We start from the raw sequence: 12,312 nt of genomic DNA, 5'->3' as shown, positions 1-12,312 counted from the left end.
GGATTCTAAAAAACACCTTGCCAAATAGGAGCGTCAGGACGAAAGAACCCCCGCCGCACGAAGTGCGCAGCGGGGGTTCTTTCATGTCCGAGGACGTCCGCGAAGGTCAGCCCTCAGATCCTGCGGTGGGAGACCTAGGCCTCGTTGTACACCGTCTTGAGCTTCAGCAGGTGCTGATAGCGGTCCATAGCGGCCTGCTCGTTCTCCTTGAAGAGCTCCTCGGCGCGCTCGGGGAAGGAACGCGTCAGCGAAGCGTAACGGGCCTCGTTCATCAGGAACTCCTGGTAACCGCCCGCGGGCTCCTTGGAATCGAGCGAGAACTTCTTGCCGGCAGCAGCCTCGGGGTTGAAGCGGAAGAGGTTCCAGTAACCGCACTCGACAGCCTTCTTCATCTCGGCCTGGCAGTTCTGCATGCCGCCCTTCTTGATGGAGTGCATCTCGCAGGGGCTGTAGCCGATGATGAGGGACGGGCCGTCGTAGGCCTCGGCCTCGTGGATGGCCTTGAGGGTCTGAGCCGGGTTGGCGCCCATGGCAACCTGTGCCACGTAGACGTAGCCGTAGCTCATGGCAATCTCGGCCAGAGACTTCTTCTTGGTCACCTTACCGGCAGCGGCGAACTGAGCGACCTGGCCCAGGTTCGAGGCCTTGGAGGCCTGACCACCGGTGTTGGAGTAAACCTCGGTGTCGAAGACGAAGACGTTGACGTTGTGGCCGGAAGCCAGGACGTGGTCCAAGCCACCGAAGCCGATGTCGTAGGCCCAGCCGTCGCCGCCGAAGATCCAGAAGGACTTCTTGGTGAGGTAAGCCTTGTCGGCGAGGATCGCCTTGGAGGCGTCGCAGCCGCACTTCTCGAGCTCGACAACGTAGGCAGCGGCAGCGGTCTTCGAGGCCTCGGCGTCATTGACGGAGTCGATCCAAGCCTGGCCGGCGGCCTTGAGCTCGTCGGATGGACCATCGGCAGCGATGATGTCCTGGGTAGCGGCGATCAGCTTGTGCTGAACGGCCTCATAGCCAACGGCCATGCCCAGACCGTGCTCGGCGTTGTCCTCGAACAGGGAGTTGTTCCACGCCGGGCCGTGACCGTCCTTGTCCTTGCAGTAAGGAGCGGTGGCAGCGGGGTTACCCCAAATGGAGGAGCAGCCGGTGGCGTTGGAAATGAACATGCGGTCGCCGGCGACCTGGGTCACCAGACGTGCATAGGCGGTCTCGGCACAGCCGGCGCAGGAACCCGAGAACTCCAGGTAGGGTTGCTTAAACTGGCTGCCCTTGACGTTGGCCGCGATGAGCTCCTTCTTCTCGGAGACGTTCTCGACCATGTAGTCCCAAACGGGCTGCTGGTCCATCTCCTGCTCGGTGGGAACCATCTCGAGGGCGCCCTTGGGGCAGACCTTGACGCAGTTGGTGCAACCCATGCAGTCGAGCGGGGACACAGCCATGGTGAACTTCATGCCCTTGGCCTTGGGGCCCATGGCGTCGAGCGTGCGGGTAGCCTCGGGCGCGGCGGCAGCCTCGTCCTCGGTCATCGCGAACGGACGGATGGTGGCATGCGGGCACACGTAGGCGCACTGGTTGCACTGGATGCACTTGGTCTCGTCCCAGTGGGGAACGACCACGGCGACGCCGCGCTTCTCGTATGCGGAGGCGCCCAGCTCAAACTGGCCGTCGGCGCAATCGACGAAGGCGGAAACAGGCAGGCTGTCGCCGTCCATGCGATCGATGGGCTCGAGCAGGTTCTTGACCTGCTGGGCGATAGCGGACTTGGTCTCCTCGGAGAGCTCGACGGGGGCGGCATCCTCGGCAGTAGCCCAGTCGGCCGGAACCTCGAACTTACGGAAGGCGGTAGCGCCGGCATCGATGGCCTTGTGGTTGGCGTCGACGATAGCCTGGCCCTTCTTCATGTAGGACTTGGTAGCCGCGTCCTTCATGTACTGCAGGGCATCCTCGGCGGGCAGGACCTTGGCCAACGCGAAGAAGGCGGACTGGAGCACCGTGTTGGTGCGCTTGCCCATGCCGACCTTGGCCGCCAGGTCGATAGCGTCGATCAGGTAGACGTTGACGTTGTTGTTCGCGATGTAGCGCTTGGCCACGGCGGGCATGTGCTCGGCGAACTCCTCGTCGCTCCACTGGCAGTTGACCAGGAAGGTGCCGCCCGGCTTGACGTCGCGGACCATCTTGAAGCCCTTAACGATGTAGCTGGGGTTATGGCAGGCGACAAAGTCGGCCTTGGTCACGTAGTACGGCGAACGGATCGGGGAATCACCAAAGCGCAGGTGCGAGACGGTGACGCCGCCGGTCTTCTTGGAGTCGTACTGGAAGTAGGCCTGGACGTACTTGTCGGTGTGGTCGCCGATGATCTTGATCGAGTTCTTGTTGGCGCCGACGGTACCGTCGCCACCCAGACCCCAGAACTTGCACTCGATGGTGCCGGGGGCTGCGGTGTTGGGCGCATCCTCGGCCTCGGGCAGGCTCAGGTTGGTCACGTCATCGACAATGCCGATGGTGAACTCACGCTTGGGCTCGTCCTTCTTGAGCTCCTCGAAGACAGCGAACGCGGACGCGGGAGGCGTGTCCTTGCTGCCCAGACCATAACGGCCGCCGACAACCTTGATGCCCGTCTTGCCAGCCTCGTAGAGAGCGGAGACGACGTCCTGGTAGAGCGGCTCGCCGATGGAACCCGGCTCCTTGGTACGGTCCATGACGGCGATCTTCTGGACGGTCTCGGGGAGAACGTCGACGAAGTGCTTGATGGAGAACGGACGGAACAGACGAACCTTGACCAGGCCGACCTTCTCGCCGTGAGCGTTGAGGTAGTCGATGACTTCCTCGAGCACGTCGCAGAAAGAGCCCATGCACACGACGACGCGGTCGGCATCGGGAGCGCCGTAGTAGTTGAACAGGCCGTAATCGGTGCCGAGCTTCTCGTTGATCTTCTTCATGTAGCCCTCGACGACGGCGGGAAGCTCGTCGTAGACCTTGTTGCAGGCCTCACGGTTCTGGAAGAAGATATCGCCGTTCTCATGGCTGCCGCGGGTGTGCGGGTGCTCAGGGTTGAGCGCATGGTCGCGGAAAGCCTGGACGGCGTCCATGTCGCACATCTCGGCAAGATCCTTGTAGTCCCACATGGCGACCTTCTGGATCTCGTGGCTGGTGCGGAAGCCGTCGAAGAAGTTAAGGAACGGGGTCTTGCCCTCGATGGCGGCAAGGTGAGCCACCGGCGAGAGGTCCATGACCTCCTGGACGTTACCCTCGGCGAGCATGGCGAAGCCGGTCTGACGACAGGCCATGACGTCGGAGTGATCGCCAAAAATGTTCAGGGCGTGGGAAGCGACGCAACGCGCGGAGACGTGGAAGACGCCCGGGAGCTGCTCGCCCGCGATCTTGTACATGTTCGGGATCATCAGGAGCAGACCCTGAGAAGCCGTGTAGGTGGTGGTCAGAGCACCGGCACCCAGCGAACCGTGAACGGTACCGGCTGCACCTGCCTCGGACTCCATCTCGACGACCTTGACCGGGGTGCCGAAGATGTTCTTGCGACCCTGGGCCGCCCACTGGTCGACATGGTCGGCCATCGGGCTGGACGGCGTAATGGGATAGATTCCCGCTACCTCGGTGTACGCATACGAAACATATGCGGCCGCCTCGTTGCCGTCCATAGACTTAAACTTACGCGCCATATACCCCTCTCCTCTCATATAGGTATACAGGCCCCGGCGATTGCCGGGATATTGGCGTGATGGGATTTACGCTGTTGCTTCCAATCATCTGGCAGGCAGGCCCAGCAGCAGGTACGTGGCGTGGAGAGAAGACATGCCGAGGCGAGGGGCAACTGATGCGCCCCACAGACCCGACCGCCCGTCTTGCACATGACCGAGCGCCGCAAAGGCCGCATGCCGGATGCTCCCGGGCACGCCCCGGCGATGGGAAGCGCCCGCAACGGAAATCCGCATGCGGGTTTATTGTACCCCGCCGTCAAGTGTAATTTCGGCAAATATAGGCGGGCGGTAAAGGTTTACCTCGGGTGACTGCCGGGAGCAAAATGATCCCTTGGGGACGGAGGGACCATTTGGCGGGACTGGCTAGAGGGCACCGAAGAGGATGGCGTAGGTAGTGGATTCGCCGAGCTTGAGCTCGTCGCCGGGATTGAGTTGGGCGGAACGGCCGGGCTCGACCTGAATGCAGACGCGCGTGGCCCCGTTTACCACCACGGTTCCGTTGGTGGACGACAAGTCCTCGACGTGCCAGATATTTTGAGCATCGCACCAGATATGGGCATGGCGGGCCGAGACATCGTCGCCGACGTCGGTAATATCGCCCTCACCAGTGGCCAGCGCGCCAATCTCAACACCCTGCTCACTCGGCTGAATCCAGCGCGGGGCGCTCACGACAAAACTGTTTTGTATACGCAGCAAGCCCAAGGGGTGCGCCGGGGCGGGTTCGCGTTCGCCCGCGGTCATCGACATGCCAAGCGAACGCGGCGTGGATGTGCCTCCGCCACAGGTCGCGTTCGCGTAGTCGATGGCATAGTTCACCGAGGACCGCACATCCGCCGAACAACCGACGGCGACAAACAGCACCAGCACGGCCTCGGCGCGCTCGGCGGGCATGAGCTCCGCCGCCTGGGACAGGCGATCGAGCGCGTTGCGATAGAGATTTGTGTCCTGGTGACACTCTTCGAGCGCGCGTACCATCGGTTCACCTGCAGGGCCGCACACCATATTGATCACAGCCGTGGAGTCCATGGGATTGCGCTGGCGCAGGGCCAGTTGCGACATAATACGCGCAGCCGAGGTACCGTATTCGGCAAAGTAGCGCTGCTGAAGCGTGCCGACCGGCGCGCGAACGATAAAGCGGGAAACCCAAGAGCGATCGGCGGCCCGGCTCTGCGGGCTGCGACCGTCTGCGAGCGGACGGGACGAAAGCACCAAGCCGCACAGCTCGATATGGCTCAGATGCGCCGCGCGCTTAAAGATGTCAAACATGGCCCCGCATGGGGTGAGCTCAACTTGAGATGCCATGACCTAGGCCTCCTTGGTCGTAGAAATAGAACCGGACGATACTTCGACAGGTCCGCCAAAAGTACGGGCAGCCGCGGCTCCACCGGCAAGCGGAGTCGCCATCTGGGCTTTTGTACGTCGCGGTGCCGAAACGGGAAGTTCAAAGGCAAAGCCCATCGCAAGCAAAAACCACGTAAGCGTATAGGTTGCAACCAGAGCGGCAACAAGGCCGCCCATCACGGCGCGTTGGGAAAATACGCTACATGCAGCCACAACCAGCACCGGAACCTCGCAGGCAGAAAGCGCAAGCACACCCTGCAGGAAGCCCGAGCGCCGATTGCGCGCAAGTGCCCCCGCGACAACGCCGGCTATGCCTGGCAGCGCCAACGCCAGTGCGGCAATAATACCCGGTAGCGACCCAGACCACACGAGCGATCCCAAAGTCGCCGTCACGCGAGCGCCCGACGCCAGCAGCGCGGCCGAAACCACGACCACAGCCCAAACCACGCCACAGACGACCGTCGCGCCGACCATCAGCGCGCGACGAACCGCGCGGCCAGACGCATCCATGGGGCACGGCGTGAGCGGCTCGCCGCGGAGCGAACGACCGACATTTTGCGCATAGTGGTCACAAAACGCCGAGAGCGCCGCCTCGACCGCCGCCGGCTCGGGACGATCTTTTTGATGGCTGGACAGACAGGCCATCACCACGTCGAACAGCTGGGCATCGACAAACGCCAGCGCATCGCGTAGCTCCTCGGAATCCGGCTCAAGCCCCAGCTGCTGGGCCTGCTCGGCCGCAGCGAGCGCCACATCGGGCTCACGACGAAGCAGCTGAGTCAAATCGCAACCGGGCGCATGGGCACCAATGGGATAGTCGGGCAGCGTGTCCATCTTGAGACGGTAGGGGCTGGCGATGTCGCGCGTCTTTTTGCGCGAACCCGAGGTGCCCGAAGTGCTCGGCGCGGCTTCGTATGGCGCGGCGCCGGCAATGAGCTCGTAAACCGTGCTTGCTGCGGCATAGACGTCGATCGCCGGCGATATACGCAAAGCACGCAGGTCGGGAATATCGTCGGTGAGCATCTCGGGCGGAGCGTAGGCCACCGTCGCGCGACGCAGCGTGGCATAGCGCTCCGTAAACGACGCCTTGCCGCCGGTACCGGCCACGGCCGACGCAGGATCGAGCGCCAGCGACGAGCCAAAGTCGATCAGGCACAGGTCAAAGGTGCCCTCGGCAAGCTGCCGGTCAAGCGGTAAACGCGCCGTACGCACCATAATATTAGCGGGCGAGATATCGCGATGGACAAAGCCCTCCCCCACCAGGCTCATGCGGCAGAGCAGGTCGAACAGGTCGCGCCCCAAGCGCGCCGTCACAAGCGGCGATAGGCGGCCGGCATCGTCCACGGCAAAGCGCGAGCGCAAGCGGGCGAGCGTCTCGCCCTCGACCCATTCCATGACAATTGCAGGCACACCGTCAACCTCGCCCCAGCCATAGAGGCGGGGAAAGCCCTTAAGGCCCGAAAGGGCGCGATGGCATTCATATTCCTCGCGAAATGCCGCTTTGAACTTGGCGACCAGCGCCTCATGGGCGGCATCGTCGTCAAACTCATCGCGCGCCGGCAAGATGAGCTGTTTGAGTGCTACGGCCTCGCCTTGGGCGTTGACGGCACGCGTCACGCGGCCGATACCGCCACGGCGCATGGTGGCATCGTCGGCAAACAGCATCGTAAAACGACGCAGATAGGCAGGCAGTTCGTCCTGACCGAGCGCAATGGCCGGCTCAAACCCGTCGACACGCGCCAGGCGCAGGCCGACCATGGGATCGCGACCGAGCGATTGTGGTGTGGTGGATGCAAGATCGGTCATCATAGGGCAAGCGCCGCCATGTTATTGTTGAAGTTACCGAGCGCAACGTCATCATCGCCGTAATGGCCGACCCATTGACATAGGTTGGTGTAACAGCCCCACAGATTGGCATACTGCTGATACCACTTTGACCGGGGCGAGAATGTCTGACGACCGAACTCGGCTCGAATGACAAACATCTCCCCGACCAGGCTGTCGCACGGCCTGGGATCTCCCGTAGAGTTATAGGTCGAAACCACGTCATTGGCACGAGAAACATAGCCGTCGAGCATGTTGTACTTGGTCACAAGCCAACGGTGAATGCTCTCTTCCTCAGCAGCGGAAAGGCCACCGGAGTTTGCATCGTTGTCAGTGTTTCCGCCCGTCGAGCCGCCGTTTCCAAACCCTCCGGCAGAGGAACCCGACCCAGAGCCGCCGCCCGAACTCGATGAATCCGAGCCGGAGCCAGAAGTATCCGAGCTACCGGGCTTTCCGGACTGCTGGGCGTCCTGCTCCTTCTGCTGCTCGACCTTACTCACCGTTGCCGCCACGCTATTGTTGGACAACCGATCGATGATCTTGGTGTTGGTGAGCACGATGGTTTTGCCATTGGCAAGCGTGACTTCGTTGTCCGGAGCCTCGGCGCCGTCCGCATCATCGGTGCCAAACACAATATGCGCGACCACACTTGCCCAAGCATATCCAGTCGTGGTGCCCAGGTCACTTTTGACCTCATGCCCCACGCGCGGTTCGCGTGCGGCATGTGCCTGCATCATGGGCGGCACGGTCATGCCATAGGCAGAAACGCCAGCTATGACCAGCACCAGCGAGCAAGACAGCAGTGCGTACGCCCGCGGCGCCAAGCCCAGTCGGCGTCGCATGCGCACCGCGGCGCCGCGCTTTGTCTGAGTGCCACCGGGCCGCATGCGTTCTCCTCCAACAAAAACACGCCGCTCGGGAGCGGCGCATTCATTCGAATCCATATTTGAGTGTATCAGCGAACCCAAAAGGTTGCGCAACGAATGGGCAAATTAAGGATGCGAGTGAAGGCATCCATGCGATAAGCGGATACAAAGCATCTTTGTTGTACAACAAACTTACAGCCGCACGGGGAATTATGACTACCCCGTGCGTCGCGATGAAGACATACGGCAGGAGCAGGCTCGCCACCTAAATCGTGCGACGGGCCTCGATGGCGCGCCCAAGCGTAAGCTCGTCGGCATACTCCAGGTCGCCGCCCACGGGAAGGCCGCTCGCCAGACGCGACACCTCAACGCCCAGCGGCTTAATGGTACGCGCCAGGTAGCTCGCCGTGGCCTCGCCCTCGATATTGGGGTTGGTGGCGATAATGACCTCGTGGATATCCTCGTGCCCCAAGCGCGCCAACAGCTCACGAATGTGCAGCTGCTCGGGGCCAATCTTGTCCATGGGACTGATCACGCCGCCCAATACGTGGTAGAGACCGTGGTAGCTGCCCGTGCGCTCGATCGCCTGGACGTCGCGCGGCTCGCCCACCACGCAAATGCGAGTGGTGTCGCGCATCGAATCCTGGCAGATGGAGCACTCGTCGGCCGTGGCGTAGTTAAAGCAGCGGCTGCAAAAGTGAACCTCCTGCTTAACCTCCAGGATGGCCTCGGCCAGGCGGCGCGCCTCCTCGGCGTCAGCCTCCAACAGGTAATAGGCGATGCGCTGAGCCGACTTGGGACCAATGCCCGGCAGGCGGCCCAGCTCATCGAGCAGTTTTTGCAGACTGTGATTCGCACTCATATATATGCGTGTCTTAGAACGGCATGCCCGGGATGTTGAGGCCGCCGGTGATGGCGCCCATTTGCTTGTTGGCGAGCTCGTTGACGCCGCGGACGGCCTCGTTGACGGCAGCCATGATCATGTCCTGCAGCATATCGACGTCCTCGGGATCGAGGGCATCGGGGTCGATGGTAAGGTTGACGAGCTCCATCTCGCCGTTAACGGTCACCTTGACCATGCCGCCGCCGGCAGAGGCGTCGACGGTCTGGAACTTAAGGTTTTCCTGCGCGGCGGCAAGCTGCTCCTGCATCTTGCGAGCCTGCTTCATCATCTGCTGCATGTTCATACCGGCCATGATGGCTCCTTTACGTGCGGCCGCGCGACAAGCTGCAAGGGCAGCCGGAGCGCGACGGGACTTTCAAACTCAAAAATCGTACCACGGCGCGGGGCAAGCAAGCGGGGCGGACACGCTACCTCAGTCGATATACATGTCCTTGAGCGTGACGCACGCCCAAGATTATGCAAGGTCGAATTATGCAAGGTTGCATAATTATCTCAAGCTACATCTAGCAGAGCTGGAACCAGGCAGTTTATGCGTAGGGCTACAAGGCTACATGGCAAAATGCCGAGCCGCTGCTCGAGGCGGCACGCATGGCGGCTGGGTATAATTTGATTGTCATAGATGACGATTTGGAGGTGCCCTCGTGAATGTCCCAGCCGTACTCCAAAACATCCGCTCAAAACACCCCGTTGCATATGTGGTTCTCTATCTCTTTGTCGTCTGGGTATTACTGGTTATCATCACCCATGCCATAGCTTTTGGAGCAGAACTGCTGATAGCCAGCTCGGACCAGCCCGTCGTCAAATGGGAGACGACCGATGAATGCACCGACGGAACCCGAACCATTTACTACAACAGCCCATCCCTCTACCAAGAGTTCAAGGTCAAGATAAAGGACTCCAAGATTGTCGATGCCGAACTGGGCTCTTTATTTACAATCGGAGCAACCGTCAACGCCGAGCAAGTCGAGTACACGGACAGCCATGCGACGTATCGTATCGACCTCAGCATCCTAGGCCGACCGTCACGCGCCTGTCTGCTCGAATGCGATATACGCGGCACCACGTTGCACATGTCCGAAATACAGATGCGCCCGGGCAAGGGGTTCTCTTCTTGAGCAGTATACCCGCCTGCGCAGCTACTCCACCGGCTTGAAGATGGTGGACTGGCCGAAGACGCTGCGGATGAGGGCTTTGGCCTCGTCCTCGGTCTGCGGGATGCTCGGGGCTGCACCCTGATGGCCGAAGGGGCCGCCCGCACCGGAGTTGGACTCCCAGGGAGCTGCAGGAGCGTCCTCCTCTTTGGGGGCAGTTGCAGCGGACTTGGGCGCGGACGCCGCACCCGGCACGTCGAACGGAGGCAGATCGTCCCCACCAGCATCGGCAACAAAACCGCCAACCATGGCATCGTCGTAGGGAACCTGCTCGGATTCCCATGGCGCAGACGGCGCGGCGGGCTGAGCCTTGGGAGCGGACGCGCGCTCGGGCGCTCGGGGCGCGGGCTCGGTCGGGAGCTTGCCCGTGGCAGGAGCGCCGGCGGGGTTGTCGGAGCGCAGCCAGGGGGCTTTGCCCAGGTCAGACGACTTGGGCGCGGGCGAGGCAGGCTTGGGCGCGGGTGTCGGAGCAGCCGGTTTGGCCATGACGGGCTTAGGCGCCGACGGGGTCGGCGCCGCTATCGGTGCTGCTTTTGGCTGCGTCGCGCTGGCGCTCGAGGATGCAGGGGCCGCCGAGGACACGGGTTGCGGGTCCGCAGATACCGCAGCCCGTGCAGATGGAGAATGCTCCTCATGTTGAGGAGCCGGCGTGCCACCCCCATCCAGGACATAGTCGACGGTACGACGACCGAAGACCGCACTGACTGTCGGCAGGACCACCGACTGCGTGTCGGCGCGTCCAAGCATCTTGATGGCAAAGGTCGAGCCCGCGGGGAACGAGACCGTGAGCCTGGAGCCGTCGTCAGCCGTGGCGCGGGCATTGAGCAAAAGCCCCGCGTAGGAAGCCTGACGCGCCTTGACACGCTCGACAACCTCGGCCCATTTGCGCTGCAGCTCTCCGGCATCCTCGACCGCGGGCGTCTCGGCAGTACCGGCGGCGGCAACCTGGGCGGCATTGTTGGACTGGGGCTTAGGTGCCGGAGCGGTGGCAGGCGCGGGAGCCGCAACGGGCTGAGGCGTCGGAGTCGGCGCAGGCTGAGGTGCAGGCGCTGCAGGCTTGGAAGCTGACACGGACGCAGAACGGGACGCAGGCTGGGCAGCCGGAACAGCAGCACCACGGTCCCAAGGCATACCGCCCTGGCGCGCGGACGTAGCAGCGGGGGCAGCGGATGCCGCCGGAGCGGCAGCGCGAGCGCCCGAAATGAGCGTCGGCTGTTGGGCAGCAGCGGGTACGGATGCTGCAGGCGCGGCGGCCTGAGCAGCAGCCACGCTCGCCGGCACGGCGCCGTTGGCAACCATGGCCTCCAAGCGGGCCACGCGCTCGGCCAATGCCTCAATCGTTAAATCGGCCTCGGGACGTGCCAGGCGCGTGCAGGCGATCTCGAGCACCAGGCGCACGTCGCTCGCGCCCCTCATCTCCAGTGCGGCATCGTCGAGCACCGTCAGTACACGGGCCAGGCGGTCGGCAGGATGCTCGCCAAAGGCAGCGGCCTCGGCAGCAAGCGCCTCGGCCTGCTCGGAGCCGCCCTCAAACAGCTCGGCACGGGCACCGGCAACGCAGGCAACGTACACGTCACGCACATGCGCCACCAGGTCGCGCGTCAGCTCCAGCAGGTCGTTTCCTTCCTCGACCTGCGCACGGATCAGTCCATAGAGCTCGGCAACATCGCGATCGGCAATGGCGCGGGAAAACTCGCCCAGAATCTGGTCCGAAACCTCGCCTAAAAGCGAGCGGGCGTCGTCCGCATGCACAGAACCGTTGCCAAAGACGCTCAGCTGCTCCAGCGTGGACAACGCGTCGCGCATACCGCCCTTGGCATGGCGCGCCACGATAGCCAGCGCCTCATCGTCGTAATCGAAGCCCTCCTGCTCGCACACGTATGCCAGGCGACGCTCGATATCCTCGTTGCCGATGCGATGGAAATCGAAACGCTGGCAGCGCGAGAGGATGGTCTCCAGAATCTTTTGCGGGTCGGTGGTGCACAGCACAAAGATCACGTGTGCCGGCGGCTCCTCGAGCGTCTTGAGCAGCGCGTTGAACGCCGCCGTCGTGAGCATGTGGACCTCGTCGATGATATAGATCTTGTACTTGCCGCGCACCGGGGCAAAGTTGACGGAGTTGATGATTTCCTCGCGCACATTGTCCACGCCCGTGCGGGAGGCGGCATCGAGCTCGTAGACATCGGGGTGGTTACCCTCGGCAATGAGCTCGCACTCCTCGCAAGTACCGTCGGGCATGCAGCCGCTTGCACCCTCGGCGCGCGCCGCCTCGGCATTGCGGCACAGCAGCGCCTTGGCCAGAATGCGCGCCATGGTGGTCTTGCCCGTGCCGCGCGGTCCGCAGAACAGGTAGGCGTGGGACAGGCGCCCCTCGGTGATGGCGTGCTCGAGCGTCGAGACGATATGCTGCTGGCCCACCACGGAGTCAAAGGTGAGCGGGCGATACTTTCGGTACAACGATTCCATGGGTGCTCCCCCGGGTATACTGAGTCTTGTTGCCGCGGCGGCCATGC

At 62.8% G+C, this 12,312-nt stretch carries 8 protein-coding genes; 1 reads left to right on the top strand and 7 read right to left on the bottom strand.

Annotated elements, in window-relative coordinates:
* Positions 1–134: 134 nt before the first annotated feature.
* From nifJ to DWV20_RS08750, 6 genes are all read right to left on the bottom strand, one after another.
* Positions 135–3,674, bottom strand: a complete 3,540-nt coding sequence (nifJ, locus tag DWV20_RS08775; protein WP_118256826.1) for a pyruvate:ferredoxin (flavodoxin) oxidoreductase — start codon at positions 3,672–3,674, stop codon at positions 135–137.
* 402 nt (positions 3,675–4,076) lie between these two features.
* Complete coding sequence (locus DWV20_RS08770; protein ID WP_118256825.1) at positions 4,077–5,015, bottom strand: FHA domain-containing protein; 939 nt, start codon at positions 5,013–5,015, stop codon at positions 4,077–4,079.
* Positions 5,016–5,018: 3 nt separating this feature from the next.
* Positions 5,019–6,863: a hypothetical protein gene (locus tag DWV20_RS08765; protein WP_118256824.1), complete on the bottom strand. Its 1,845-nt coding sequence runs from the start codon at positions 6,861–6,863 to the stop codon at positions 5,019–5,021.
* On the bottom strand, positions 6,860–7,765 hold the full coding sequence (locus DWV20_RS08760; protein ID WP_118256823.1) for a hypothetical protein: 906 nt from the start codon (positions 7,763–7,765) through the stop codon (positions 6,860–6,862). The genes DWV20_RS08765 and DWV20_RS08760 overlap by 4 nt, the downstream gene beginning before the upstream one ends.
* Before the next feature lie 244 nt (positions 7,766–8,009).
* Positions 8,010–8,606 (bottom strand): recombination mediator RecR, encoded by a 597-nt coding sequence (gene recR, locus DWV20_RS08755; protein WP_118256822.1) that lies wholly within the window; start codon positions 8,604–8,606, stop codon positions 8,010–8,012.
* Between the two features lie 13 nt (positions 8,607–8,619).
* Complete coding sequence (locus DWV20_RS08750) at positions 8,620–8,940, bottom strand: YbaB/EbfC family nucleoid-associated protein (protein ID WP_118256821.1); 321 nt, start codon at positions 8,938–8,940, stop codon at positions 8,620–8,622.
* 349 nt (positions 8,941–9,289) lie between these two features.
* Here DWV20_RS08750 and DWV20_RS08745 point away from each other — a divergent pair, with 349 nt between their 5' ends.
* The gene (locus tag DWV20_RS08745; protein ID WP_117648547.1) at positions 9,290–9,763 is read left to right on the top strand and encodes a hypothetical protein; all 474 of its coding nucleotides are present in this window, start codon (positions 9,290–9,292) and stop codon (positions 9,761–9,763) included.
* A 21-nt stretch (positions 9,764–9,784) separates the two neighbouring features.
* On the opposite strand, the gene dnaX is transcribed toward DWV20_RS08745, so the two are convergent.
* Positions 9,785–12,265 carry a DNA polymerase III subunit gamma/tau gene (gene dnaX / locus DWV20_RS08740; RefSeq protein ID WP_158551940.1) on the bottom strand — a complete coding sequence of 827 codons (2,481 nt, stop codon included), beginning with the start codon at positions 12,263–12,265 and terminating at the stop codon, positions 9,785–9,787.
* Positions 12,266–12,312 lie beyond the last annotated feature (47 nt).

This window comes from Collinsella sp. AF02-46-1 (assembly GCF_003465825.1).
Lineage (GTDB): Bacteria > Actinomycetota > Coriobacteriia > Coriobacteriales > Coriobacteriaceae > Collinsella.
This window is presented reverse-complemented; position numbering and strand designations above follow the sequence as displayed.

Bases quoted from the DNA above. Each gene is read 5' to 3' on its own strand.
- DWV20_RS08760 (WP_118256823.1), bottom strand. From the start codon at position 7,765: ATGCGGCCCGGTGGCACTCAGACAAAGCGCGGCGCCGCGGTGCGCATG.
- nifJ (WP_118256826.1), bottom strand. From the start codon at position 3,674: ATGGCGCGTAAGTTTAAGTCTATGGACGGCAACGAGGCGGCCGCATAT.
- DWV20_RS08750 (WP_118256821.1), bottom strand. From the start codon at position 8,940: ATGGCCGGTATGAACATGCAGCAGATGATGAAGCAGGCTCGCAAGATG.
- recR (WP_118256822.1), bottom strand. From the start codon at position 8,606: ATGAGTGCGAATCACAGTCTGCAAAAACTGCTCGATGAGCTGGGCCGC.
- dnaX (WP_158551940.1), bottom strand. From the start codon at position 12,265: ATGGAATCGTTGTACCGAAAGTATCGCCCGCTCACCTTTGACTCCGTG.
- DWV20_RS08770 (WP_118256825.1), bottom strand. From the start codon at position 5,015: ATGGCATCTCAAGTTGAGCTCACCCCATGCGGGGCCATGTTTGACATC.
- DWV20_RS08765 (WP_118256824.1), bottom strand. From the start codon at position 6,863: ATGATGACCGATCTTGCATCCACCACACCACAATCGCTCGGTCGCGAT.